The 25,988-nt window shown below is 43.9% G+C and carries 20 protein-coding genes, 1 tRNA gene and 1 pseudogene; 10 read left to right on the top strand and 12 right to left on the bottom strand.

What is annotated here, in order from left to right:
- Positions 1–43: 43 nt before the first annotated feature.
- From mreD to H524_RS16395, 5 genes are all read right to left on the bottom strand, one after another.
- On the bottom strand, positions 44–574 hold the full coding sequence (gene mreD, locus H524_RS0104325) for a rod shape-determining protein MreD (protein ID WP_027939333.1): 531 nt from the start codon (positions 572–574) through the stop codon (positions 44–46).
- Positions 567–1,622: a rod shape-determining protein MreC gene (mreC, locus tag H524_RS14255; protein WP_084281657.1), complete on the bottom strand. Its 1,056-nt coding sequence runs from the start codon at positions 1,620–1,622 to the stop codon at positions 567–569. The genes mreD and mreC overlap by 8 nt, the downstream gene beginning before the upstream one ends.
- Before the next feature lie 313 nt (positions 1,623–1,935).
- Positions 1,936–2,985 carry a rod shape-determining protein gene (locus H524_RS0104315; RefSeq protein ID WP_027939332.1) on the bottom strand — a complete coding sequence of 350 codons (1,050 nt, stop codon included), beginning with the start codon at positions 2,983–2,985 and terminating at the stop codon, positions 1,936–1,938.
- 1,000 nt (positions 2,986–3,985) lie between these two features.
- The gene (locus tag H524_RS16400; RefSeq protein WP_052338908.1) at positions 3,986–4,867 is read right to left on the bottom strand and encodes a single-stranded DNA-binding protein; all 882 of its coding nucleotides are present in this window, start codon (positions 4,865–4,867) and stop codon (positions 3,986–3,988) included.
- A gap of 293 nt (positions 4,868–5,160) precedes the next feature.
- Positions 5,161–5,832 (bottom strand): single-stranded DNA-binding protein, encoded by a 672-nt coding sequence (locus H524_RS16395; protein ID WP_052338907.1) that lies wholly within the window; start codon positions 5,830–5,832, stop codon positions 5,161–5,163.
- A 628-nt stretch (positions 5,833–6,460) separates the two neighbouring features.
- Between H524_RS16395 and uvrA the strand changes: the two genes are divergently transcribed.
- Together uvrA and H524_RS0104295 are read left to right on the top strand one after the other, a co-directional pair.
- The gene (uvrA, locus tag H524_RS14240) at positions 6,461–9,571 is read left to right on the top strand and encodes an excinuclease ABC subunit UvrA (RefSeq protein WP_084281656.1); all 3,111 of its coding nucleotides are present in this window, start codon (positions 6,461–6,463) and stop codon (positions 9,569–9,571) included.
- A gap of 228 nt (positions 9,572–9,799) precedes the next feature.
- Positions 9,800–10,276 carry a DUF2750 domain-containing protein gene (locus tag H524_RS0104295; protein ID WP_027939331.1) on the top strand — a complete coding sequence of 159 codons (477 nt, stop codon included), beginning with the start codon at positions 9,800–9,802 and terminating at the stop codon, positions 10,274–10,276.
- Between the two features lie 99 nt (positions 10,277–10,375).
- On the opposite strand, the gene H524_RS0104290 is transcribed toward H524_RS0104295, so the two are convergent.
- The 6 genes and pseudogenes from H524_RS0104290 to H524_RS0104265 form a co-directional block, all read right to left on the bottom strand.
- Positions 10,376–11,455: a bile acid:sodium symporter family protein gene (locus H524_RS0104290; protein ID WP_052338906.1), complete on the bottom strand. Its 1,080-nt coding sequence runs from the start codon at positions 11,453–11,455 to the stop codon at positions 10,376–10,378.
- A gap of 437 nt (positions 11,456–11,892) precedes the next feature.
- Positions 11,893–12,147, bottom strand: a complete 255-nt coding sequence (locus H524_RS14235; RefSeq protein WP_044121479.1) for an STAS domain-containing protein — start codon at positions 12,145–12,147, stop codon at positions 11,893–11,895.
- 21 nt (positions 12,148–12,168) lie between these two features.
- Positions 12,169–12,810 carry an ABC transporter substrate-binding protein gene (locus H524_RS0104280; protein WP_027939329.1) on the bottom strand — a complete coding sequence of 214 codons (642 nt, stop codon included), beginning with the start codon at positions 12,808–12,810 and terminating at the stop codon, positions 12,169–12,171.
- A gap of 484 nt (positions 12,811–13,294) precedes the next feature.
- A pseudogene (mlaD, locus tag H524_RS14230) lies at positions 13,295–13,759 on the bottom strand (outer membrane lipid asymmetry maintenance protein MlaD); the annotation flags it as partial.
- Positions 13,760–13,852: 93 nt separating this feature from the next.
- Positions 13,853–14,626: a lipid asymmetry maintenance ABC transporter permease subunit MlaE gene (mlaE, locus tag H524_RS0104270; RefSeq protein WP_027939328.1), complete on the bottom strand. Its 774-nt coding sequence runs from the start codon at positions 14,624–14,626 to the stop codon at positions 13,853–13,855.
- On the bottom strand, positions 14,626–15,495 hold the full coding sequence (locus tag H524_RS0104265) for an ATP-binding cassette domain-containing protein (protein WP_245580440.1): 870 nt from the start codon (positions 15,493–15,495) through the stop codon (positions 14,626–14,628). The genes mlaE and H524_RS0104265 overlap by 1 nt, the downstream gene beginning before the upstream one ends.
- Before the next feature lie 687 nt (positions 15,496–16,182).
- Here H524_RS0104265 and H524_RS0104260 point away from each other — a divergent pair.
- The 8 genes from H524_RS0104260 to H524_RS0104220 all read left to right on the top strand — a co-directional run bounded on the left by H524_RS0104260 (position 16,183) and on the right by H524_RS0104220 (position 25,534).
- On the top strand, positions 16,183–17,151 hold the full coding sequence (locus H524_RS0104260; RefSeq protein WP_027939326.1) for a KpsF/GutQ family sugar-phosphate isomerase: 969 nt from the start codon (positions 16,183–16,185) through the stop codon (positions 17,149–17,151).
- A 25-nt stretch (positions 17,152–17,176) separates the two neighbouring features.
- Positions 17,177–17,779 carry a KdsC family phosphatase gene (locus H524_RS14225; protein ID WP_044121476.1) on the top strand — a complete coding sequence of 201 codons (603 nt, stop codon included), beginning with the start codon at positions 17,177–17,179 and terminating at the stop codon, positions 17,777–17,779.
- Positions 17,780–18,388: 609 nt separating this feature from the next.
- Entirely contained in the window at positions 18,389–18,961 is a 573-nt protein-coding gene (gene lptC, locus H524_RS0104250) for an LPS export ABC transporter periplasmic protein LptC (protein ID WP_027939325.1), read from the top strand.
- Positions 18,942–19,457 carry a lipopolysaccharide transport periplasmic protein LptA gene (lptA, locus tag H524_RS0104245; RefSeq protein ID WP_027939324.1) on the top strand — a complete coding sequence of 172 codons (516 nt, stop codon included), beginning with the start codon at positions 18,942–18,944 and terminating at the stop codon, positions 19,455–19,457. The genes lptC and lptA overlap by 20 nt, the downstream gene beginning before the upstream one ends.
- 311 nt (positions 19,458–19,768) lie before the next feature.
- On the top strand, positions 19,769–20,494 hold the full coding sequence (gene lptB, locus H524_RS0104235; RefSeq protein WP_027939323.1) for an LPS export ABC transporter ATP-binding protein: 726 nt from the start codon (positions 19,769–19,771) through the stop codon (positions 20,492–20,494).
- Positions 20,495–20,504: 10 nt separating this feature from the next.
- The gene (locus H524_RS0104230; RefSeq protein WP_052338905.1) at positions 20,505–22,274 is read left to right on the top strand and encodes an RNA polymerase factor sigma-54; all 1,770 of its coding nucleotides are present in this window, start codon (positions 20,505–20,507) and stop codon (positions 22,272–22,274) included.
- Between the two features lie 802 nt (positions 22,275–23,076).
- A complete protein-coding gene (hpf, locus tag H524_RS0104225; RefSeq protein ID WP_027939321.1) occupies positions 23,077–23,358 on the top strand; it encodes a ribosome hibernation-promoting factor, HPF/YfiA family in 282 nt (93 codons plus the stop codon).
- Between the two features lie 1,003 nt (positions 23,359–24,361).
- Positions 24,362–25,534: an MFS transporter gene (locus H524_RS0104220; protein WP_027939320.1), complete on the top strand. Its 1,173-nt coding sequence runs from the start codon at positions 24,362–24,364 to the stop codon at positions 25,532–25,534.
- Positions 25,535–25,908: 374 nt separating this feature from the next.
- Here the strand turns inward: H524_RS0104220 and H524_RS0104215 are convergent.
- Positions 25,909–25,984 (bottom strand) — tRNA-Asn (locus H524_RS0104215).
- Positions 25,985–25,988 lie beyond the last annotated feature (4 nt).

Raw genomic sequence — 25,988 nt, 5'->3', positions numbered from 1 at the left:
AGAAAACCTCGAGCTTCTCAAAAAAAGAGAGCATCAAACTTAATTAGAGTTCTTTTTCTTTTTTCGAACTAGCTTCACTAATCTTGAAGAGGCGCCATAAGAAAGCACCTACAAAGAGCATCACAGGCCAAGAGAGCATGGTAACTATAGAGCTCCAGCCAAAGAACTCGTTATAACCAGCTTGTCCGATTAAGTTACAAATCCAGTAAACGCCAACGCTACCAATCATGTTAACGATGCCAATAATCACCATTTGCTGCCAAAGCATAAATGATGGGAAGCGTTTGAATTGAGAGATCACCATGAACACTTCAAAGGCTACTTTTAGACCGTTAACGCCAAATGGAGCTCCAGAGAGGATGTCTAGAAGTAAACCACTAATCCAAGCCATACCAATATTGATACGCTTAGGATCGGTCATCGCAAAGAAAATCAGCATCACACCTAAAATGTCAGGGCGATATTGAGATGCAGCCGCTGGTAGGCGCACAATTTCTAAAATCAAAACGATGAATAGCAGAGGAAAAAAGAGCAAATAGGAGCTACGGTACTGTTCTTTCTTTGGGCTAGCCATGATTTACCTCGGCTTTAGAGTACATAGCTGAAACTATCGTTGCTTTAACATTAGCGTTGGCTGATATGTCTTTTTTATCCTTGCCGTCTTTCTTATCGCCATGAGTAACAGCGGTACGATCGCCGTCGGTTAAGCTTTCAATAAGCTTCTTAACATGCTCTTGACGTAAGATTACCTTACTGTCAGTTTGCTCTTTAGGCTTTACCTGAGCATCGGTGCCTTGATTGTTTGGCTCATACCAGAACATCAGTACGTAGCGAATCTTATCTGTATCCACTAAAGGCTTAGCCTTAACCACTGCAAAAGGCTGGTCTTCAGAAAAACCCACCGAGCTTACAATAGCGACTGGATAGCCCTCAGGGAATATGCCACCTAAACCTGATGTAACTAAAAGATCACCCTCTTTAATATCAGATGAACGCGGCATATTGTCGATCGATAATTCATCTGACATGCCTGTACCTGTAAGGATGGAACGTACCTGATTACGCACGTTCAGCACAGGAATAGCACTTGATGGGTCTGAAAATAACAAGACGCGAGAGCTTGCATAAGCTACGCTCACAACTTGGCCTACTAAGCCTTCGTCGGTAATAACAGGCATGCCCTCATAGACACCTGCAGAGGCACCACGGTTAACTACAATTCGCTGTAAGTATGGATCTGAGTCCACATCAATGACCTCAGCGAACATACGACGAGAACCAACATTAACAGGAGAGTTGAGCAGCTTACGCATAGCTGCGTTTTCCTGCTCTAAGGTTTCCATACGCATGATGTCCACGCGCTGCAGGTAGTTCTCAGTAGACAGGCGCTCGTTTTCATCGATAAGCTCAGAGCGTGATTTAAACTGAGAAGACACTACTTTAGAAATAGAGTTAGGAGACTCAGCAAAAACCAACACAGGGTAAAGCGCTGTTTCGATGTAATAGCGGAACTCACTTAACAGCTTGAGTCTTGCATCAGCAAAGATCAGTACTATCGATAAAATCAGTACTATCACAAAACGTAGCGTTAAGAATAAAGACGGTGTTTCGGGCCTATTCAAAGAAACAACCTCTCCAAGTTAAAGCTGTATACACAAGATAGTGCAAAAGCACCCACCTATCCGTGCTAGTCCACACTAAGAGTATGCTTTTAGCCATGCATGCAAAGCGCTTGTCTAGAACATTTGCCAAAACCAAGGCTCTAGAAAAATAGCCACTTTAAACACTAGCAAGCTCAAGTTTAAAGCACAGTCACAGAGGGTCTTATAAACGCAAAAAGCCCGTCCTACCAGGGCCGGGCTGAGTCAGGATAGCGGGTCTAAATATAGACCCCTAGCCTGAGATTTACGCGTATCACGGCGCAAACACAATTGATTAGTCGAAAATCTCGCTCTCGTGAGCATCGTACATCTCAAGTGCACGACCACCGCCACGAGCTACGCAGGTAAGAGGATCCTCTGCCACGATAACAGGGATACCAGTCTCTTCACGTAAGAGCTTATCGAGGTTGTGAAGCAGCGCACCACCGCCTGAGAGCATCATACCGCGCTCAGCGATATCAGCTGCAAGCTCAGGAGGAGACTTTTCAAGAGCAGCACGTACTGCAGATACGATACCCTTAATTGGGTCAGACAGAGCCTCAAGAATTTCGTTGGTGTTAAGAGTGAATGAACGTGGTACACCCTCAACTACAGAACGACCACGAACTTCCTTCTCGTGCATCTCCTCTTCTGCATAAGCAGAACCGATCTCAATTTTAACTGCTTCAGCAGTAGCCTCACCGATCTCATAACGCTTGGTATTACGTACGTAATCGATAATAGCCTGATCGAAACGGTCACCACCGATACGAACAGAGTTAGAGTAAACCACACCGTTTAAGGAAATGATCGCAACTTCGGTAGTACCACCACCGATATCAACAATCATAGAGCCAGATGCCTCAGATACAGGTAAGCCTGCACCGATTGCAGCAGCCATAGGCTCAGTAATTAAGAACACCTCAGAGGCACCCGCACCTTCAACAGACTCACGAATAGCGCGACGCTCAACCTGGGTTGCACCGCAAGGTACGCACACTAATACACGTGGGGAAGGCTTGAATGGGAAGAATGAAGAACCTGAAAGCACAGTACCGATGAAGTGCTGCAGCATCTTCTCGGTGTACTCGAAGTCAGCAATAACACCATCTTTCATAGGACGGATAACTTCGATATTGTCAGGATTCTTACCTAACATTACCTTAGCGGCCTTACCAACAGCATCCACACTCATCTTTGCACCGTTGGTCTTATCCAGACGAACAGAGACTACAGATGGCTCGTTAAGAACGATGCCTTTGTCCTTGACATAAACTAAAGTGTTGGCGGTTCCCAAGTCGATAGACAGGTCATTGGAGAACATGGCGCGAAGTTTTTTGAACATGTGCGTAAACCTTGGCCGGGTAATGTATAGAGCTTTTGTCGCTACGGTGCTAATTAATTTTTAACTTATATTCTAGACAAGTACTGCCCTGTAAATCTAAGACAAGCCTTTGTCTATACACTATGGCCTCAGAAAAGCTTTTACTCTTTATTGAAAGGCAAATGAGCATACGTAGTGCTACTAGCTCTGATAGCCATAGAAGCAATAAGACATGAGCCTAAGTCGAGCTTCACTCTAAGGGCTCTTTAGTGACTTAACAAGTCGTCACAAGCCTCTTTGAGCTGTCTTATGCTTAAAATTCTTTCACACACCAAAGAGTTAACTTAAGTGCAAATTTTGAGTGCCGCAGATATGGAATGTAATCTAAAAAGTCTTATGAGCTAAGCTACACTGACTCTCAATCAATCGTCACAAATATATAAGGCACGTTGATTACTAGACCGCCACAATCTGCAAAAGTTCGTAAATTTGAACAAAATCTTCAGCATTTACTCATATTTTGCGAGCAAAACGCCTTAATCTCAATCAAATTAACCTTTATTGCACGATTGTAAAGTATAGCACATCGCATTATTTGTGCAGTCGATAATTACCGTAGAACCGCGATTTTTTGCTAATTTGATCCATAAGTTCACGATGCTGATGACAAAGAACTATCACCATCAGATAAAACGTAAGTATTTTTGAGTAAATTAAGCCACATAAATGCACTTGACTCTGTCTTTGCATTAGAAGAAAAATTATCCATATCGCCCTTAATTGAAACTTCATATTGTTAAATGCATCAAGCTAACAAATATGAGCAACTGCTCATTCTAATGCCCTTTACATAACTTAGCTTTTAAACGCAACAGGTCGTAACTTAATGCAATTAACAAAAGAAAAGGCCATACCCATGAAAATAGGTATAGCCTCTTGATTACAAAGTATCTGAGACTAGCTAGGCCTTTTTAAGCAGTATGACTCTAGTTGCAGGCTAACTTAGCTAATCCATCGTTTTTTAGAACGGTACTTCGTCGTCAGTATCATTATCAACTGGTGGTACTGGAGCTGCTGGGGAAGGAGAAGACATTGGAGCAGATGGGGCTGCTGGAGCATCGCCATATGGAGATGCAGATGGAGCTGCGCTTGAACCATATGGTGAGTTATAGCTGCTATCAGCACCTGGAGCGACTGCTTGAGCATTCATGCCCTGGCCAATAGATTGGTATGAAGGAGCTTGAGGTGCTGCCATCTGAGGAGCTGCACCCTGGGCATTGTTACCCCACTCGCCATAACCACCATTAGAGCCACCTGGGAAGCTATTGCCGTTATTGCCAGTATCATTTGGGAAACCGCCGCGACCACCTTGTGGGAAAGAGCCAAAGTTATTGTTCTGTCCACCACGATTGCCACCTTGGTAATCACCACCATTATTGTAGCCACCGCCTTGGTAACCATTGTTGTAATTACCACGACCACCACCTTGATAATCGCCACCGTTATTGTAGCCACCGCTTTGGTAACCGCCGCGATTGCCACCTTGGTAATCACCAGAGTTACCGCCACGGGAATCACCGAAGATAACCTCAGAGGCAATGATTTCAGTAGACTTTCTCTTGATACCAGAGTTATCAGTGTAGGACTGAGTTCTTAAACGACCCTCAACATAGAGCTTAGAACCCTTGTGTACGTAGTTACCGATTACGTCGGCAAGACGACCCCAGGCTACTACACGGTGCCACTCAGGAACTTCTTCCCACTGTCCGGTCTGCTGGTTGCGGGTGCTTTCGTTGGTTACTAAGGTCACATTAGCAACCTTATTGTCGCCACCAACAGTACGGATAACAGGCTCATCAGCGATGTAGCCTAATAAAGTAACGCGATTAACTGTCCTTGCCATTTTTATTTCTCTAATCAGTACGCTAAAGAGATGTTAACAAGCACTACGCTTGCTCATCGCTCTATTGTAAAAAATCCTATTTCTCCCACTTTTCATGCTGCACACAAACATCTTATGTCTGTGTTAGCGCTGTATAAAAACATGGGAATCATGGGTCTACAAGATTAAGCTTGATAGCCCCTCTAAAGTGGCTTAGCCGTGTAAGCCACGCGATAAACTGTTGTTGGCACCTACCCCAACACTTAAGAGCAATTTAGTTGGATATATGCCTTGTAAAACTGTCCTATTGCCCTTTAGAACGGCAGATCATCATCTGACTCGTCTTGTGGTGCTTGAGGTGATCCTTGAACAGGTGCACTACCACTTGATGCAAGCTCATGGCTTGGCTCATTAGATTTTGCATACGGTGCATCAAATGTATCTTGAGTCTGTTGCTTAGAAAACGCTGGCTCTGCTTGAGAATTAAAAGCCTCGTTAAAACCTACAGGCTTGAGATTATTACCATAGCTTTGCTCAGCTTGTGCAAATGTAGAATTGGTGCCATTGTCACCTGAAAAGTAATTGGCATCTGGTGATGGATAAGCTGAGAAGTTTTCTGTTGGTACGTTACCCTCTTGATCACGGCCTTTGCGTGAATCACTTAAGATAACCTCGGAGGCTACAATTTCGGTAGTCTTTCTTTTAACTCCAGCACTGTCGGTATAAGAACGAGTTCTCAGACGACCCTCGACATAGAGCTTGGAGCCTTTGTGAACGTATTTAGCCATTAAATCCGCAAGATGTCCCCAAGCAACTACTCTGTGCCATTCAGGAACATCGTCCCATTGACCTGTCTGGGCATTGCGAGTACTTTCGTGAGTGACTAAAGTTACATTGGCAACCTTAGAGTTATAACTAAACTCACGTACCACAGGCTCATCAGCAATGATGCCCAATAAGGTAACGCTATTTACCGTTCTTGCCATACTTTTCTCTACATACTTACGCTCACAGCCTCTAAGACGCACTCACAAGTACATGCATAAATTACATCTACAGAAAAGGCGCTCTAGCTTATCTTGCGTTTAAACCAATCTTCATCCCATGTCCCTGCCTCAATATTTAGCAGCCTTTTGCTGGGATCATTTGTTAATTACTGCACTTAGCGCCACAAACGGGGAGTGATACTTGCAAAAGCCGTTGCTTCTAAGCAAAGCCAACCAAGTCTTTAAAAAAGAACAAAGTAAGACTTTCACTTGAGAAGTAATTAACGCTCATCATATTAACCGAAAAGCACACAGAAATACTTTCTTGTGCATAAAGAAAATTTAGCCGCGTTCTAATCGCCTTTCTATCACCCCATCCCTCTTATCTTTAGGTCTTATTAGCTCATCGTAATGCACGATCACATCGCTAAATTAAGACATTCAAACAATCAGTAATCAGTGAGTTTTTTCCTCTTAATCAACGCTTTACGATCTTTTAGCGCGATGTTGAGATATATTGATGCACTGTCCTTGCTGCACCATTAACTACAACAGCGCCCGCTCAAAAATATAGCGCTCCTAGTACGGTAGCAGTAGACTTACTTGCAGACGAACGATATAAGTTTCCATGGATAAGATAGTCATTCGCGGTGCTCGCACACATAATCTCAAGAACATCAACTTGACCCTTCCACGCGATAAGATGTGCGTGATTACAGGTCTTTCAGGATCAGGCAAGTCTTCTTTAGCCTTTGATACTTTGTATGCCGAAGGCCAAAGACGCTATGTTGAGTCATTGTCGGCCTATGCCCGTCAGTTCCTGCAGCTTATGGATAAGCCTGATGTGGATAGTATTGAAGGCCTCTCTCCTGCGATCTCCATTGAGCAAAAATCCACCTCACGTAATCCGCGCTCAACTGTAGGCACTGTCACTGAAATCCATGACTATCTGCGTCTTCTATTTGCTCGTATTGGTATCGCAGTATGTCCAGAGCACGGTATTGAACTCAAAGCGCAAACTGTCTCACAAATGGTTGATCAAACCCTCGCTTATGCAGAGGGTACTAAACTTATGATCCTTGCTCCTGTAGTTAGAGGACGTAAGGGTGAGTATAAGCAGCTTTTTGCTGAGCTTGCCTCTCAAGGCTTTATCCGTGCTCGTGTGGACGGTGAGATTTGCGATTTAAGCGATCCACCCGATCTACAACTTCACATCAAACACCACATTGAGGTGGTGGTTGACCGTTTCAAAGTTAAGGCAGATATCAAGCAACGTCTGGCAGAGTCTTTTGAAACCGCTCTTAAAACTGCCGATGGCCTTGCCATGTTAGTGCCTATGGATGAGCACACTAAGGATGAAGAGATCATCTTATCATCGTCATACTCTTGTCCTGAGTGCGGCTATTCCATCCCTGAGCTTGAGCCACGTAACTTCTCGTTTAACAGCCCCCATGGCGCATGCCCTAAATGTGATGGCTTGGGCAAGCAAATGGTCTTTTCAGAAGAACGTGTCGTGCCTGATCCTAATAAGTCTATTGAAGAGGGTGCGATTGCTCTGTGGGATAAACGCTCATGGAGCTTTTATCGTCTGTTAGTCCCTGCTTGCGATGAAGCAGGCATCGACATCTATAAGCCGTTTAAAGATCTCACACGCAAAGAACAAGAGATTGTGCTTTACGGCAATGCTGATACCAAAAAGGACTCTGATCGCAGCTTTATGGGTGTGATTGGATACTTTGAGCGCCAGGCTAAAGAAAGCGACTCTGAGTCTTATCAGGCACAGTTACAAAACCTCATGAGCACCAAAGTATGCCCTGAGTGTCATGGTGCGCGTTTAAAACATGAATACTGCCATGTCTTTGTTGGAGGCAAATCTCTCCCACAAATCAACGACATGTCCATTAGCGACTCTTATGAGTTTTTCTCGAGCTTAAGTTTAGGAGAGCAAGACTCCACAATCGCTGAGCGTATCTTAAAAGAAGTACGCGAACGCCTCATGTTCTTAAAGAACGTAGGCCTTGGTTATTTAAATCTATCTCGATCAGCCGATACCCTCTCAGGTGGAGAGGCTCAACGTATCCGTTTAGCTAGCCAAATCGGTGCCGGTTTAGTAGGCGTGATGTATGTTCTCGATGAGCCAAGTATTGGTTTACATCAAAGAGATAATCAACGCCTCTTAGATGCCTTAGCAAGACTCCGTGATCTTGGTAATAGCGTGATTGTGGTTGAGCATGATGAAGATGCGATACGACAAGCTGACTACATTGTAGATATTGGACCAGGTGCAGGTGTTCACGGCGGTAACATCGTGACCATGGGCTCACCTGAAGAGATCATGAAATGTGAGCAGTCCTTAACTGCAGATTACCTCACGGGTCGTAAGCAAATTGCCCTGCCTACAGTGCGTCATAGCGGTCATGGCTTTTTACGCTTGTCTGGCTGCAAGGGCAACAATCTTAAGAATGTCACAGCCTCTTTCCCAGCTGGCTGCTTTATCGCAGTAACCGGTGTCTCAGGATCAGGCAAGTCCACCTTAGTAAATGACACTTTAGTTCCAGTCGTTTCATCACACATGAAAGGTGGCGAGACCATCCGTGTCGATCAGGCCTTTGACTGCCAGAAAGTTGAGGGTGTTGAGCTCTTTGATAAGCTCATTTGTATTGACCAAAGTCCAATTGGCAGAACCCCACGCTCTAACCCTGCTACTTATATCGACCTCTTTACCGGTATTCGTGAGCTTTTTGCTATGACCCCAGAGTCACGTGCCCGTGGTTATACCCCAGGCCGTTTCTCCTTTAACGTAAAAGGTGGTCGTTGCGAGGCTTGCCAAGGTGATGGCACCATTAGAGTTGAGATGCACTTCTTACCTGATGTGTATGTGCAATGTGAACAATGTAAAGGTAAGCGCTATAACCGTGAAACTTTAGATATTCACTACAAAGGCAAGAACATATCAGAGGTCTTAGATATGACAGTAGAAGAGGCTCTGACCTTCTTCGAGGCTGTACCTAAGATCCGTCGTAAACTCCAAGCGCTTATGGATGTGGGTCTGTCATACATTACCTTAGGTCAATCAGCACTTACCTTCTCTGGTGGTGAAGCACAGCGTATTAAGCTTGCCAAAGAGTTATCAAAGGTATCTACAAAGAACACCCTGTATGTTTTAGATGAGCCTACCACTGGTTTACATTTCCATGATGTAAAACAGCTCTTAGATATGCTCATGCGCCTGAGAGATGATGGCAATACTGTTGTAGTCATTGAGCATAACTTAGATGTGATTAAGTGTGCTGACTACATCATCGATCTTGGTCCAGAAGGTGGCAGTGGCGGCGGCCAAATCATTGCTACTGGCACCCCTGAGCAAATTGCACTTAACGATGCCTCCTTTACCGGCCAATTCTTAAAGCCAATCTTGCTTAAGGCAGGCTCTATCGACGCAAAAGGCAACATCCTTACTCAAGGCACCACAACAGATGAGTCCAATACCAAAGTAGATAGTACCGATAGCACCTCTACTACTAAAAAGACTTGTGCTAAGCCAAAAGCCAAGCCAAAGGCTAAGGCCAAGTCCACTAAAAAAGCAGAGGCCGAAGCTAATGAGGAAGATGATGTAATGATGTCTCCTGAGGAGCTACACAAATCAGCAGCAGACGCGCTCTTTGGCTCTACTGTGGAGGAGGATAAGCCTAGCAAGCCTAAAACCCGTCGCAAGAGCAAGAGCTCCCAAGACGCCTAAGCTTGCCTAAACTATATAGCCCATCAGCATTAATAGAAGTCATTGCATTACAGATGCATATGGCTAGTTTGACAGAGCATCTGATTCGATATATGTCTAAGATCGCGACTGTGGGCTATAATTGTTCAATTGCTAATGTGCAAAGCGCTATAAGCTTGCACATATAACTGTTCATTATCAGCACGCCTTAAGCTCGTTTGGCGGCAGGCATTTAGAAGGATACTTATAATGGAACTTACCGAACAAATGTATAACGCCGTCCTCGAGTTGGACGATGATTACCGTCAGTTCTTCTGTCTTAAGAACTGCCAAGAGCAAAACGTGGTCTACATCCTCAAAGAGAAGGGTGATGAGGGCATGCCTTTAATGTTTGAGGACGAGCCTGTTGAGGGTGATGATGAGTTCACCTACCATACTTTCCTCCCAATCTGGTGCCACCCTCGTTTTGTTGAGCATTTCTTAGATAATGCCGACGATAACACTCGTGAGAACTACGAGATGGTAGAGCTTAAGGTAGATCTGTTCAAAGACAAATGGGGTCCATCCTTAAAGAGCAACTCCATTGCTCTTGCTCTGCTGCCTTTACAGCAGGATAAGAACTTCAACATCTGCCCAGCTGACATTTTCTCCAATGAAAATGCAGCCGATGCAGCCGCTAAACTTGCCATGGCTATCGACAAGGTAACTGCTGCTGATATGGGTTAATAGCCGTATGTGAGCAACGTGGTGCTTAAGTTTTAGAAAAAGAAAAGGAGAACGAATGTTCTCCTTTTCTTTTTTTTTTCTAGATCATAAAGCTTGTAGCTACTGCTTATCGAAATACTTAACTTTTTGTCTTTCGCGATACCACAGCTGCCAGGAATTAACCACGTTCTGCCACAAGATATAACAGCCAGGAGCAATAGATGAAGCAGGGCTTAAGTAGGCAATGGCGATCCAAATACCAAAGACCATGTTCTTTTGACCTAAACCCTGACCAGCACTAATACGCTGCCCCTCTAAGTGACCAATCAGCTTGCCCAAAGCAAATTGTAAAGCAGTAGCAACTAAGCCGACCACTGCGAGCATGGTTAAAGTCATGCCATCTTCAGGAGAGTTCATTAAGTTAGAACATGCAGTAGCTGAAATCGTACTTAAAGTAAAAGCCCATAAGTAGAAGTTAAACTCCTTGAGCTTAGTGGCGATAAAACGATTTACTGGCTTTACACAATAACGCAGGAACTGAGCAAGCACTAATGGCATCACGATGAGCGGAAAAGTGCGCATCATGATCTTAGAAAATTCCTCAATAAAACCGCCTTGGGCTGCTGGAGAGATGAGCGGGAAGATAAGCGGAATGCCGATCGCCGCTCCTAAATTGCTAAGCAGGGTATAAGTAGTTAAGGAGCTCTCATCACCACCAAGCTTGCCAGTAATTACAGCTGCAGCAGCGGCTGTTGGGGTAATCACGCACACCAAGAAACCCTCAAGCTCAAGCTTAATTGAGGTGCTTGGATTAGAGGCTATGTAAAAGGCAGTTAGAGCAGGAATACCAATTTGGATAATGACCAAAATAATGTGCCAGCGACGAGGCTTCATCTTGGATATTTCAACCTTGCTAAAGGCAAGGAACAATAGCATAAAGATAAGGCCAGGCACGATTGAGTCAAAGAAGTTTTTGAGCGGGTATTTGATCGGTGCTAAGAACTCTACATAGTGAAAGAGAAAATAAGTGCTTACACCTGTAGAGATAGCCACAGCCAAAATGTTTAGACGGATGTAATACATAAGACGCTGCAGTCGCACGTAACTGCCACGCTCGTTTAATTGAGCCTCGATCTTTTGCACTACACTTGGATCTGCATGCCCTTGAGTCTTACCCTTTGGGCTATCTTGTCCTGTCATATGATTAAATCCTTATGTCGCAGCATCCTAAGCTAAACCATAGTAAAGCTACTCTTTAGTAAGCTATCTGCTCGTAAGTTCCTATATTTGCGTGCCAATAATAGAACAATATCGATGTTTATGCGATTGAAATGACAAACATTGCCAATAATCAACTACCACTGCACCACACAATAGCTATGTTGCATCAAAGATGGCTCTTTCTTGCATAGCACTTAGCAGGCCCAATGAGTACAGCATTTAACGCGGCAGCGATGCCGTCTCTAGGTATTGCCGCTATGCTGCGTCAATGAGTACAGCATCTAGCGTGGTAGGGATGCTTTGTAGCATGAGTTGGCATCTAAAAGATGGGCGCGGGCGCTGATTAAATGAAAAAGCCCTGACGGTTTAGGTCAGGGCCTTTGATAAAAGATAGGCAATGCCTCTTATATCAGTATTTAATCGTCAGCCATCTCAAAGAGTGGTTCAAGATGGAATGTCTTGACTAAAGCACGCACTGTGCTTGATGGATGACGTAAGGTGAGCTTGTGGTTGTCTTTACTTTTAGCCCACTGAACTAAAAAGGCAATGCCAGATGAGTCGATCGCCTGATTATCCTTAAGTTCAGCTTCACTAAGAACAAAGATCTCATCACGTCTTTGCCAGAGCTTGGCTACCTCAACATGGGTCAGTCTAGTTAAATCAGGATTCATAGATCTCACCTTAACGCAAGATTACTTGATAGCTTCAGTGCTGCCAGAGGCATTGTGCTTGTTAATGAGGTCAGCAACACCCTTCACACCGCGCTCACGGATCAGTGGGTTTAACTCGCTCTCCTTTGCTGAAAGCATGGAAATACCCTCAGATACTAAGTCGTAAGCACGCCACTCAGAAGTCTTGGAGTTCTTACGGAGCTTGAAGATGAGCTCAAGATCTTTCTTGCCAGCTTCACGAATTAAGAACTTAACATTTACCTGAGTAGCATCAGCAGATACCTTCTTGTACTCTGGTGCAACTAAATCCTGGTTCTTGTATAAAGCTAAAGCATCTGCAAATGAAGAAACGATGTACTCAGCAAAAGCATTGCTAAATGCATCACGATCCGCAGCAGATGCCTTCTTTGCGTAGGTGCCCATTACTTTGTAAGCAGCGTAACGAGTATCTACGTAAGGAAGCAGATCGTTACGTACTAAGTCCTTTCTAAAAGCAGCATCGCTAACTTTATCCTTGTTCTGCTGCAGCTTGTTGAAAGCCTGATCTGCAACCTCAGTCATCATCTTGAAAGGATCTTTCATATCAACTTGTGCAGCTGAGGCAAAGGATACTGTGAATAATGATGCGCACATCATTACACAGGCTAATAACATTTTTCTCATTTGATCACCCTTACTTTAGTTTGACCGCAATATGCTTACTGCGGCCGCTTTCATTGATCTTGTGGGCTTTTTAAAGCCTCAGCAACATCAATGTATCGTTATGCATAAAAGAGCCTGAAAGCTGGGCTCTTTCTTGATTCTTACAGCACAGCTAGTAAGAGGCACTTGGCAATTAAAACGCACATGCGTAGCTTTGTGAAATGTGCTTACTTAGCTTGCTGATTGCTTAGACAGTTGCTTGCTAACTTGCTGATTGCTTAGACGGTTGCCTGCTAGCTTGCTGATTGCTTAGACGGCTGCTTGCTAGCCAGCTTGCTTGCTTTCTAGCTTGCTACTGGGCTAACTGCTGAGTAGTCTGCAGTTGCACCATCTTCTGAGCCTCTTCTTTACCAAGATCAATCTCTGAGACATCAACGTCGTGAGTTTCGATGTCATCAGCCTTGCTCTTTGAAGCTTGCTTGTCTTTCTCAGCTGAGTCAGCAACAGAACTGTTGTACAGGAACTTAGAGATAAGATCTTCTAAGATAACGGCTGAACCGGTATCCATGATCTCATCGCCGTTCTTAAGATAAGTTGAACCTAAGTCCTCATCATAAAAGCCTGGAGTCAGTGCAATGTACTGCTCACCAATAATGCCTGAGGTTAAGATGGATACCTTAGAGTCTGAAGAGAGCTTGTCGTAGCGAGACTCAATGGACATTTCAACCACTGGTAGCAGGTCTTCTTGATCTAAGTAGATCTTATCGACACGGCCAATTACTACACCACCAATACGTACAGGGGCGCGTAACTTTAAAGAGCCGATATTGTCAAAACGGGCTGATACAGTGTAGGTATTAGAAGAACTATCTAATACTAAGCCTGCAACCTTTAAGGACATGATTACGGCAGCAACGATGCCGACCACCATAAACAATCCGACGCCAAACTCAATTTTGCTAAACTTCATAAAAATTCACCGCAGCTTGTGGTGCCTATATAAGAGGGAGAAACCATATCTCTAAACTCTTGTAGCTACTGCGGGCCTCAGCGTAAAAATCCGTTAAAACATCAGTGCTGTCAGCACAAAATCTAAGCCTAAGATAGCGAGGGATGACTGAACTACAGTAGCAGTAGTAGCTGCAGAAATACCCTCTGAGGTAGGCTTAGAGTCATAACCGTTAAATAAAGCAATCCATACGCAGGCAATAGAGAAAATCACTGCCTTGATGAACATGCAGCCAATGTCGTCGACAAAATCAACTGAAGCCTGCATGCCTGACCAGTAAATGCCGTCATCTAAACCTAGCCAATCAACACCTACCAACTTACCGCCGTAGATGCCTACTAAGCAGAAGAGGACAGAGAGTAAAGGCATAGAGATCACACCTGCCCAAAAGCGAGGTGAGATGATGCGTCTTAACGGATCTACAGCCATCATCTCCATAGATGAAAGCTGCTCAGATGCTTTAAGCTGACCAATTTCTGCTGTCAGTGCAGAGCCTGCACGTCCAGCAAAAAGCAGTGCAGTAACCACAGGGCCAAGCTCACGAATGATAGCCAGAGCTACTAATGGGCCTAAAGAACCTGTAGCCATAAAGTCTTTAAGGATGTTAAAACCCTGAAGACCAAGCACCATGCCGATGAACAGACCTGAGACCAAAATGATGATGACAGACTGAACACCAACAAAATAGATTTGCTTAATGAGAAGCGGAAAATGCTTACCAAAGTCTGGTCTACCCACGAGCGCATGGTAGAGCATCAAAGTCGAACGGCCAAGTGAAGTAATCTTACCAGTGGTATAACGTCCGATCCTGCCAATAAAATCAAACATTACAGATCCTCCAGATAGTCACGCTCTGCCTTGAGGCGGAATGCATAAGGACCGTCGTAATCGCCATTAATAAACTGCACGACCTTTGGATCTGAACTATTGCGCACTTCATCTGGAGTACCAGAACCAATCACATGACCATCAGCCACGATGTAGACCTGATGGGCAATAGAGAGAACCTCAGCAACATCGTGGGTAACGATGACAGAGGTAACGCCTAAATACTCATTAATGTCGGCAATGAGTTTTACTAAGACCGCCATAGTAATAGGATCCTGACCTACGAAAGGCTCATCGTACATGATGAGTTCAGGATCAAGTGCAATGGAGCGAGCTAGTGCAGCACGACGTGCCATGCCACCAGAGAGTTCATTTGGTGAGAAGTAAGCTGCACCTCTTAGACCTACAGCCTCAAGCTTCATCATCACGAGATCATGAATTAAGACCTCAGGAAGCTTGGTATGCTCACGCAGAGGGAAAGCAACATTCTCAAAGACGTTTAAATCGGTAAACAAAGCACCACTTTGAAAGAGCATGCTCATGCGTTTGCGCAGATCATAAAGCTCTTTACGTGGTAACTTATGGATATTGATACCGTCAAACAAGATCTGGCCTTCATCTGGAGTTAACTGTGCGCCAATTAATCTTAAGAGCGTAGTTTTACCAGTGCCTGATGGGCCTAAAATTGCTGTGATCTTGCCTCGAGGAATATCCAGGGTCATGCCCTTATAAATTTGTCTGCCAGCATAAGAGAACGATACATTCTCCACCTTAACAAGACTATCTGAAGGAGCCTTGCAAGTAGAGGCAGCATCTTGACCACAATTACTGGTCGTCTTAGGCAGATCCGAGTTTTGTATACTCATCATGGACACCCTTAACAGGTAAAATGTGCGCTGATTCTAACACAGCATGATGCGCTTATCTGAATAAAGGCAAGTAGATAGAAACAACGAACAACACCTAAATTTGTTAGCTAAATTCGTTAATCTTTAAGCGTCTTTTCATCTATAGAACAAGGCAACCTTGTTTGATGGGCGCTTAAGGTTATGGCTGTAAATTAGCTAACATGTGCAATCTCACGCTCTTTGTTTAAGAGCATGCGATGGCTTTAATAAGCTTGGTTTAAACTGCCTGTATTTTGTTAAGACAAAACCACAATCAACTGCTGTACATTGACGTTTAATAAAACGGACGAACAGACTTATGTAGCTTGCCATACAGGGAGCGCATATTGTGCTACTAATTATACTTATGCTAAAGGCAAAGCTTAGATTAATGTCTGTATGCATCAAATGCAGCTATAATGTTATGCTCATTGCAAAGCTCACCGTTAACATGAGCTTAACAAATAAAACCCTGATAGAACTTAGCAAAGTCGTTATATTATGTAACTTTTGCTGTGCAAAGGCTAAACCATAGAATATAACCTGAACAAGACTATCAATAAGATGCACTGTGCACCTAAAATGCACAAACTTTTTGCTAATCTGTTCGTTATGAAGCGATAACTATAGGCTATGGATCATCACCATATATATGCCTAGGAGACAATGATGTTACACGAGACATGTATTCAAGCAGGCAAGCGCGTTTTACAAGAAGAAGCTGCAGCAATCCTTGAGTTAGTCCCTTCTATAAATGAAGACTTTGCTCGTGCATGTGACATCTTATTAAAATGCAAAGGTAAGGTAGTCTTAACTGGCGTAGGCAAATCAGGTCATATTGCCACCAAGATCGCCTCCACCATGGCATCAACAGGCACGCAAGCTTTCTTTGTACAAGCCGGCGAGGCAGCACACGGCGACTTAGGCATGATCGGAGATCAGGATGTAGTGATTGCTATCTCCAACTCCGGCGAAGGTACCGAGCTTAAGATCATGATCCCGCTGCTGCGCCGCCGCAAAATCCCTCTGATCTCCATTTCTGGCAATTTAGAGTCTTCTTTAGCTAAGGCCTCTGATGTAGCTCTTAGCGCCCATGTAAGCAAAGAAGCTTGTCCGCTTAATCTAGCCCCAACCTCAAGTTCTACAGCAGAGCTTGCCATTGGTGATGCTCTAGCCATTGCCCTTTTAGAGGCTCGCGGCTTTACCGAGCGTGATTTTGCTATGTCTCACCCTGGCGGTGCTTTAGGCAGAAAGCTCCTCGTTCGTTGCCAAGACATCATGCATACAGGCAATGAAATCCCTTTATGCTCAGATAAGGTCACTATCAAAGATGCTCTTTTAGAGATGACTGCTAAAAACCTCGGCATTGTTGCTGTAGCTGATGCAGACAATCACTTTGTAGGCGTGTACACCGATGGCGATCTGCGCCGCACCTTAGAAAAAGAGTTTTCTGTAAAAGACGATTTAAGCAAGGTCATGACCCACGGCGGTATTAGTGTTAAGGCTGAATGTCTTGCTGCAGATGCTTTAGGCATCATGCAAGATAAGAAGATCAGCGCCATGATTGTTACAGATCAAGACAATAAGATCATCGGTGCTTTTAATATGCACGATATGCTTCGCGCCGGAATCATATAAGCAAGAATAGTTCTAAGGGGACAGTATGAGTTTAACTGAGAGTGTATTCCATACCTTCTATCAGGACTTAAGCGCTGAGGTTGCTCAAAAGCTCAGTAAGATCAAGCTCGTGGTATTTGATGTAGATGGCACCATTACTGATGGTGGTATTTACTTAGATAGACAGGAGAACGAGCTTAAGAAATTCAATGGTAAGGATGGCATGGGCATAGCCTTATTGCACTATGCCGGTATCCATACAGCTCTTATCACAGGACGTGACTCTCCTCTTACTCAGCGTCGCGCCAAAGAGATCAAAATAGAGCACGTTATACAGGGTATTGCCGATAAAAAGGTAGCCTTAGAAGAACTCTTAGAGAAGCTTAATCTTTCTAAGGATGAAGTAGCGGTCATGGGTGATGATGTCAACGATATCCCGCTCTTTGAGAACGCTGCTGTTTCTGCCTGTCCTAACGATGGTTATCACTACATGAAGAAGATCGCTACCATTGTCCTTACATTAGATGGTGGCCGTGGTGCCGCACGTGAGTTTTGCGATCTCATTATGATGGTTCAAGGCAAGATTACCGCTGATGGCCGTCCTTTAGTAGCCAAGGAAGGAATTAGCTTCAAGCCGGGTGCGCAATAAAGACCCAAACCTCAATAACTCCAAAAACTTCAATAACTCCACTACCAACAACTCTCAAAAAAACCACTCATCTATCCTAAACATGAGGCAACCTCATGTTTAGGTTGAATCACGTCTTGAGTGTATTCACACAACTGTTTTGCTATCTAAGCAAAGAGTGCAGCCTTAAATTTTCCTTGTGTGTCTAAAGGCATGCAGTGCCCTTCCTAATTTTCCATGTCTAAACTATTTAACTTTACAAACCTGTCTAGATTTGATGGGTCAAAATAGTGCAGTAATTATGCTCACACACTAAATCATAGGCTAATTAACAATCACATTGCTTACTTTTGTAAGACGAGTTGTACTGATATTTGCGCATGAGCACAAGTTTGATCAAATTTGCGGCCTGCACGGCAAATTTTGGGCCAATTTTTATAATAAATAGGCTAGAATGTTTGACTGTTTTCAAGGCTGCCTCAATTAAACATAGCGCTGTTTTTATCTTGGCTAGCTGTTGTGATTTAGCCTATATAGGCTAATCGTTGCTAGTTAAGAATAATGATATAGGCTAGCCTTGAGTGGTATTAGCTATCAAAGATTTTGGCATTTAATGGGAAGTAATTCTTAATGGGCGTTACTTTAAGATCGATCATCATTGCTGCAATGCTGACTGTTTTAGCAGCTCTGTTGTATCACTTCTCTGGCTTGAAAGGCAGACTGAGCAACGAAGAGATCTCCAATCTCTACCCAACCTTTGTTTCTAAAGGCTTAAAAGCTGAGCTCTACGATCAAGACGGACATATAACCCATTCCATGACAACAGATGAGCTTAAATACCATGAAAACAAAAAGCTCTTAGAAGTCACTGGTATTGATGGTGTTTTCTACGATAAAAACGACGATGGCTCAGCCAAAAGTGGCTGGAGGATCAAGGCTAAAGAGGGCGTGATGGTGCATGACAACTATGCCGATTTACGAGGCAATGTCACCGTTAGTCCTTTAGATGTAGACACCTCAGAGATCAAACAAGTTAGTACTAAGAGCGTGCACTTTGACATTAAAAATAAGATTATCAGCTCTAAACAGCAGCTGAGTATCGAAGGCACTAAGTTTACTAACACAGGATCAAATTACGTTATCGATCTGAACAAGAAAACCATAGTAATCAAGGACAAGCCTCATGTGGTCTACAATCCGTAAGATACTGATTACATCTGCAGCTCTTGTAGCTTTCAATAACGCATATGCGTTATCTACAGATAGTAAGCAGTCAATCAACGTTCAATCAGTTGAGCAAAGCGCTGATCTTCAGGCAAACAAGATCGTGTTCTCTGGTGATGTAGAAGCAACTCAAGGCTCTATTAAGCTCACCGCTGATAAAGTAGAGATCATCAGAAATGAAAATGGTGACTTAGAGTCTATCATCGCCTATGGTTCTCCAGTTAACTTCCAGCAACAGCAAGATAACGGCAAATACATCAAGGCTCGTGCCCGCACTTTAAGCTACTACCCACAAAAGACTAGCATCATACTGCAAGGTCGTGCTGTAGTCTGGCAAGGTGAGTCAAAGATGACCGGCGAGCGTATCGAGTACAACATTAACTCACAAAAGCTGCGTGCTGTGAACAACAACAGCCAAGGCGGTCGAGTATCGAGTACTTTTGTGCCAGCTGACTTCAAGAAAGGTAACAAGTAAAAAGATAGATGCTAGCTTATAACAGCATCTAAATTTGCTAGATCTTGAGATCTGTAAACGCGAAATTTACGTGGCTACAGGATTAAAAAACTAGCAAAGATCCAAGCAAACTCCTAATAGCGAGCTTAGGAGTTTAAAGCAGTTTGCATGACTAAGTTTTCTCTTAGTTTTTTGGATTTAAAGTTTTTTAGCTCTTTTATCTTAGTAGTTGCAATAAAGGTAGACATGTCCATTTTGGTATACCCCTCAACTGCATGAATAGAGCTTTAATTAAGCAGCGGTATTAACCGTGGCAATAAACAGGTAACAAGATGAGTCTTTTACAGGCCAACCACCTTAAGAAAACCTATAAAGGACGCGTGGTTGTAAATGATGTAAGCCTCTCCATCGAGAGCGGTTCTATTGTTGGTCTTTTAGGCCCAAATGGCGCAGGTAAAACCACCTCGTTCTATATCATTGTGGGCATTATCTCCACTGAAAATGGCAATGTCATGATCGATGATCAGGACATTACCCACTTACCAATGCACAAGCGTGCATTAGCTGGACTTGGCTACCTGCCTCAGGAAAACTCCATTTTCAGAAAGCTAACTGTAGAAGAAAACATCATGAGTGTGCTTGAACTGCAAAAACAGCTTAACAAGCACGAGCGCCAAAATAGACTCAACGAGCTTATTGAGGAGTTCCATATTGAGCACATTGCTAAAAGTACTGGTATGGCTCTCTCTGGTGGTGAACGTCGTCGCGTAGAAATCGCCCGCGCACTCGCTGCCAACCCTAAATTTATCTTGTTAGATGAGCCTTTTGCTGGAGTTGACCCGATCTCCATTTCTGACATTAAGGACATCATCACTCACCTTAAAAATAGAGATATCGGTGTATTGATCACCGATCATAATGTGCGTGAAACTCTTGATGTATGCTCCAAAGCCTACATCGTAAATGCAGGCGAGATTATCGCTAAGGGTAGCGCACAAGAGGTGCTTGAAAACAAGAAGGTACAAGAAGTGTACCTCGGTAAGAATTTCTCTTTATAGGAAAACTTTCATGGCTGGCTTGAAAACATCTCTGCAAATGAGAGCAGTCCAGACACAGACCTTAACTATGACTCCTCAGCTGCAGCAAGCAATTCGTCTGCTGCAATTGTCGACTCTCGATCTGCGTCAGGAGATTCAGCTTACTATCGAAAAAAATCCACTTTTAGAGATTGATGAGTCTATCGCTAACTCTAATGTGGACTCGCTTGACGAAATGGCAGAAAACGAGCGTCGTGCCAATGATAGCGAGATCTTTGATCCATTTAGTGATGACGCCTCTTACCAAGGTGCGGACATTGATATGTCTGGCTACAACGAGCACAACGAAGTTGCCTCTGCTGGTGAGCTCATTGGTAAAGATAGTGAGTCACGCGCCGACTACTCTCGCTCACGTAGTGAAGATGACTACTCAGACTATGATCTAACTGGATCCAAGGCTAGCCAAGAATATCTTGATTATGGCTCTGATTATCGCGAGTCCGATGTTGATCTCTCAGCTGCAGATGATGCACTTTCTAATACTGCCCTGCCAGATAGATTAACTGAAGCAGCGATGGATCCTGGTGCCATCTCGACTTTATCTAACCACGATACATTAGCTAGAGATGATAGTGTCTCTGCTAAGTCACGCTCTAAAAACGGCATTACTGGCCTTAACACTGTCTATGAGGGTGAAACCGAAGAGGATTTACGAGATCACCTTACTTGGCAGCTTAACTGCTCTCAGATCCGTGGTCGCGATCGTGAGATTGCCGAGGCTATTATTGATGCTGTAGATGACTCAGGCTATTTAACTGAATCCCTTGAGGACATCGTCTCTGTAGTTATCGGCCGTTATCCAGATACCACAGAAGAAGATGTGGCCATTGTGCTCAAACTCGTACAGCACTTTGATCCATTAGGCGTAGCATCTCGTACTGTACAAGAGTGTCTGCTCATTCAGATTCGTGAAATGATGCAGACCAATGTAAGCCAAGAGGTCTTGTTTGCTGAGTTAGTAGTCTCTCAGTACCTCGACATGCTCTCAAACCATGACTATCGTGGCTTGTGCAATCAGTTAAGCATAAAAGAAGATCTCTTAAAGAAAGTCATTGAGATCATCGTTTCATTAAACCCACGCCCAGGTAATACTGCAGTTAAGCAAAAGTCAGATTTCATCATTCCTGATGTCTTAGTCGTTAAAGATGAAAATGGCAATTACGATGTTGTCCTTAATCCTGACTCACTGCCACGCGTGCGTTTAAATGAACAGTACAAAGCCCTCTCTTGCTATGCACGCAACGAGCGTGAAAAAGAGTTCTTCAAGAGCAACCTGCAAGAGGCCAATTGGTTTATTCAAAGTATCGCTAAGCGTAACGACACCTTGCTCAAGGTTTCAAAATGCATCATTCAGCATCAGAAAGCCTTCTTAGATCATGGTGAGAGTCGTATGGAGCCTTTAGTGCTTAACGACATCGCTCGCGAAGTTGAGATGCATGAGTCAACTATCTCACGTGTGACTACTGAAAAGTATCTGTTTACCTCTCGTGGTACCTTTGAGCTTAAGTACTTCTTCTCTTCTCACGTTAGCACCGAAAGTGGCGGTACAGCCTCTTCAACTGCAATACGTGCAGAGATCAAATCACTCATATCAAAGGAAAATCCACGCAGACCATACTCTGATAATCAGATCGCCGTGCTGCTTAAAGAAAAGGGCTATTGTGTGGCTCGCCGTACCATCGCTAAATACCGCGAGTCTATTGGTATCGGCTCTTCCTCACAGCGTAAGCGTCTTGTATAAACCATCGCCACTCAAAGCGGCACTAACTAGACGAAACGAAACACGAGACGAAACGCCTCTACAACTACCCATCGCCCCATTGTCAGCTAAAAACGAGCACTTTGGGGCCTATGCCCAAAACTACTTTGGACATAGCCCCAAAGCTAATTTGGGCATAGCCACCAAAGAGAATTTGGGCATAATCCCCTGCCTCATGAGTTTTAACTCATGCCACCCATCTAGACTAAAAAGATCACCACAGCATCTTTGGATCATTTGAGTGAAAGTCGCTCCAAAAGATCACAAGATGGTATTAATACCAAGATCACCACAGGATCAATCAAGGATCACATATATTTTTGTCTTTGGCTTATATATGACTTTTGATTGCTGCGTTTTCCTAAGGCTTGTCCATGCCCTAGAAAAAAGGGTAAAGACCATTTCGGGATCTGCATCTAAGATTTGCTAAGTTTAAGACCCCATAAGGCTTTGATTTAGTTAATATGAAATCAAAGGTTGTCATGCAACTCTCTTACGGGCCCTCGACGAGCCCTTCCCCTTAATTTGACACCGTCGCTGACTATATTTTCCTTTTGAACAGTTTTGCGACTACGGGAGTCAAGTTAAGTAACCAGCTATCGAATTGTTCTGACAGAACCTCTTTAGCTTCTTTGCAGTAGGAACCACTGTTATACGTAGTCTTTTACTTGATACTGCTATGGATTGATTATTTTGGGACTGCGTAGTACCAAAAGTACAGTAACGGCGGTGGACGTCGGCCACACTCTCGGTATCCAACTAGGTTGGGTTAAGGATCAGATATATGCAGATTAACATCCAAGGTGTAGGACTTAAAGTCACAGACGCTCTTCATGATTATGTCACAGAGAAGTTCACCAAACTCGAGCGTAAAGGCGATGTTATCACTTCCATTGCTGTTACCCTGACAGTTGAGAAGCTTCAGCAAATCGCTAAAGCAGACCTCAACGTTTCTGGCGGTACACTGCATGCCGAAGCTGAGGATGAGAGCATGTATGCAGCCATCGATGCCTTAATCGACAAAGTTGATCGTCAGTTAGTCAAGTACAAAGAGAAACACGAGTAACCGACGGGCATTTGCAGATTCACTTTCATAACAAAAGCCTTTGAGAGGCATGGCTACAGCGCCCCCTATTCCCAGAACTAGCAAGAGATTGTAGGATAACTCTTGCATCTGACAACTCAAATGGCTTTTGTTCGTTACTAAACAGCAGAAATAACCACCCCAGGCTCAGTTGAGCCAACGATTCTGCTACAAAGGTTTAAGTTAGTAACCAGAGGCCCCGTAAGGCCTTATGCAGTAGAGCATAACCCTGGGCTGTATTAGCTAACAAGCGCTACTGCTACACACTTTTTGCACTCACCCGAGGCACTGCAGTTTTAGATACTGCCAACTAATGTAGCCTCAAAAGGTTGGATATAACCCTAGGCTCAGTTGAGCCATTTGCTCCAACTTTCAAGGACTTAAAGTACTAACCCGAGGTCTTGTAAGGCCTCATAACGAACCCTTTGTTAGTAACCGCCTCAGACAGCAACCCCAACAGTATATTGTCTGATGGCCCCGTATGAGACTCGCCCACAACGCGGCTGAGCATACAAGAACCCATTTCCAACCAAGGGAAGCTCGCGAGAGCTCCCCACCCTAACACGGGAAAAAGGCCACTCATGCAGTGGCTTTTTTCATTTTTGCTGCAAGTAACGTTCATTGTGACTTACCAAACAGTAAGGCCCAGTTTTACTTGCCAAACAGTATCACTCACTTTTACTTGCCCAAAAGTTCAGCCATAATGCTTTAACAAGCAATCAGCAGGTATGTAAAGCACTATTAATCAATCCTAGATCTAAGTTCTTATACATATGCCAAATGGTTTTCCAAGTTAACCTTTTAGGTACTATGCTATTTATCTTGGAGGCGTATAATACGCCTTACTTTGAGGTTCGTAAGTTTAGATATGGGTATTAGTACAGTGCACTCATGCGATCTTAAATCCCATATATAAGCGCCAGATAACCATGGCTTGCTGCCTTAAAGCAGCTTATTTATATAGCTCTTAGTGAGTTGAATTAAGATGAGTCAAACCGCTCGCATCTTGGTTGTGATCAGTCTTTTCTGGTTCACACAGTACATCTACGTCCCATATCAAACCCCATACCTGCTTGCACAGAAGGTCAGTGCTGATTTTGTGGGCATGGTAGTAGGCTTCTACGGCGCTGTACCTTTCTTTACCCGCCTGTTTGTCGGCATTTTCTCCGACAGAATCGGCATGTATAAACCGCTGATTGTCTTTAGCTGTTTTACTGCAGCTCTTGCTTCAGTTATACGTTTATATAGGCCTGATGGCGTTGGTTTCTTGATTGCCAACATTATTTCCGGCTTTGCCTGCTCAGGCTGGATGTGCTTTATTCTCTTCCACACTAAGAACCTGACTAAAGATAATTTAGCCAGAGGCATGGGCTATGTGCTGGCCGCATGCAACATTGGCATCTTACTCGGATTCTTTGCCTCTGCTACCTTATATGAACACTTTGGTATGTTCATGATGTGCCTGCTCTCAGTAATTGGCGGTAGTACTGCAACCTTAGTAGCCATTACCCTTAAAGAAAAAGATGAGCCTAATAAGGTAAAACCTAAAGTACGTAATCTTCTTGAGGTTGTTAAGAACAAGCGCCTATGGTTCTTCTCTGTCATCGCGGTGATACAGCAAGGCATTTTAATGGGCACAGCCATGTCTTTTTCAAATGAGGTGGCTAACTCCTTAGGTGCAGCTCCTTGGCAGATCGGCATCATGACTATGACCATGACCGGATCATACGCAGCCTCATGCTTCCTCTCCTCAACTAGAATTGCACTACGTATAGGCCCAGGTATCTTAATGACCTTATCGCAGATTTGCATGGCCATGTACTGCATCTTGATGGTTAGCCTTGAAAATGTATACATGCTCATTCCAATTCAAGTTCTACTTGGCTCTACTGGCGGTATGGTGTTCTCCTGGTGCTCTGCTGAGGCCATTAGTCAGATTGAGGCGTATCGTCGCTCTACTGCGCTTAGTATCTTCCAGTCGATGTTTGCCATTGGTATGACTGCAGTTCCTATCATGGCAGGCTACTTATTCAATCAAACTGGCACCTTAGACACAGCTTTCTTCTTCCAGGCTGCACTTGCCTTCTTAGGTGCTATTGCTACTGCTATCTACTATGCTCGCCGCAGAATGCTGCGCCGCGCCGGCAAAGAGTACTAGCAAGGCAATTAAGCATGCCATTCACAAGCAAATAAGCATGCTTTACACGAGCAAAACGGGTCGCCTAGGCGGCCTGTTTTGTTTTAGGCATACACATAAAATACCTACCCTCAAAGCAAACATGAGCCGCTAATCCTATCTATACGTCTCAGGCAAATAAGGGCTTGGAATTTGGGAGAGGCAAGAACAGCTGTTAAGTAATGGCTTTGGACGAAAGATTAGTTGCTTGCTTAGGGCGGATACAAAACGGCTTAAGGGCTTTGTATACAAGGCTTTTAAAGGATGGTTATGTAAGGATTAATGAGTAGAAAAGAATTTTGCATGGCGCAAAAACGAAAAAATCAGCTCGAGGCTGATTCTTGGTGGGGTTGTTTTGGCTCCTCCTACTGGACTTGAACCAGCGACATACGGATTAACAGTCCGCCGTTCTACCGACTGAACTAAGGAGGAACTC

It is taken from the genome of Anaerobiospirillum succiniciproducens DSM 6400, from assembly GCF_000482845.1.
GTDB classification, from domain to species: domain Bacteria; phylum Pseudomonadota; class Gammaproteobacteria; order Enterobacterales; family Succinivibrionaceae; genus Anaerobiospirillum; species Anaerobiospirillum succiniciproducens.
Note: the sequence above shows the minus strand (reverse complement) of the source record. Positions and strands in the feature narration are given on the sequence as shown.

Coding starts and splice junctions, on each gene's coding strand:
- mreD (WP_027939333.1), bottom strand. CDS start 574: ATGGCTAGCCCAAAGAAAGAACAGTACCGTAGCTCCTATTTGCTCTTT.
- H524_RS0104315 (WP_027939332.1), bottom strand. CDS start 2,985: ATGTTCAAAAAACTTCGCGCCATGTTCTCCAATGACCTGTCTATCGAC.
- H524_RS16400 (WP_052338908.1), bottom strand. CDS start 4,867: ATGGCAAGGACAGTTAATCGCGTTACTTTATTAGGCTACATCGCTGAT.
- H524_RS16395 (WP_052338907.1), bottom strand. CDS start 5,832: ATGGCAAGAACGGTAAATAGCGTTACCTTATTGGGCATCATTGCTGAT.
- uvrA (WP_084281656.1), top strand. CDS start 6,461: ATGGATAAGATAGTCATTCGCGGTGCTCGCACACATAATCTCAAGAAC.
- H524_RS0104295 (WP_027939331.1), top strand. CDS start 9,800: ATGGAACTTACCGAACAAATGTATAACGCCGTCCTCGAGTTGGACGAT.
- H524_RS0104290 (WP_052338906.1), bottom strand. CDS start 11,455: ATGACAGGACAAGATAGCCCAAAGGGTAAGACTCAAGGGCATGCAGAT.
- H524_RS14235 (WP_044121479.1), bottom strand. CDS start 12,147: ATGAATCCTGATTTAACTAGACTGACCCATGTTGAGGTAGCCAAGCTC.
- H524_RS0104280 (WP_027939329.1), bottom strand. CDS start 12,810: ATGAGAAAAATGTTATTAGCCTGTGTAATGATGTGCGCATCATTATTC.
- mlaE (WP_027939328.1), bottom strand. CDS start 14,626: ATGTTTGATTTTATTGGCAGGATCGGACGTTATACCACTGGTAAGATT.
- H524_RS0104265 (WP_245580440.1), bottom strand. CDS start 15,495: ATGATGAGTATACAAAACTCGGATCTGCCTAAGACGACCAGTAATTGT.
- H524_RS0104260 (WP_027939326.1), top strand. CDS start 16,183: ATGTTACACGAGACATGTATTCAAGCAGGCAAGCGCGTTTTACAAGAA.
- H524_RS14225 (WP_044121476.1), top strand. CDS start 17,177: ATGAGTTTAACTGAGAGTGTATTCCATACCTTCTATCAGGACTTAAGC.
- lptC (WP_027939325.1), top strand. CDS start 18,389: ATGGGCGTTACTTTAAGATCGATCATCATTGCTGCAATGCTGACTGTT.
- lptA (WP_027939324.1), top strand. CDS start 18,942: ATGTGGTCTACAATCCGTAAGATACTGATTACATCTGCAGCTCTTGTA.
- lptB (WP_027939323.1), top strand. CDS start 19,769: ATGAGTCTTTTACAGGCCAACCACCTTAAGAAAACCTATAAAGGACGC.
- H524_RS0104230 (WP_052338905.1), top strand. CDS start 20,505: ATGGCTGGCTTGAAAACATCTCTGCAAATGAGAGCAGTCCAGACACAG.
- hpf (WP_027939321.1), top strand. CDS start 23,077: ATGCAGATTAACATCCAAGGTGTAGGACTTAAAGTCACAGACGCTCTT.
- H524_RS0104220 (WP_027939320.1), top strand. CDS start 24,362: ATGAGTCAAACCGCTCGCATCTTGGTTGTGATCAGTCTTTTCTGGTTC.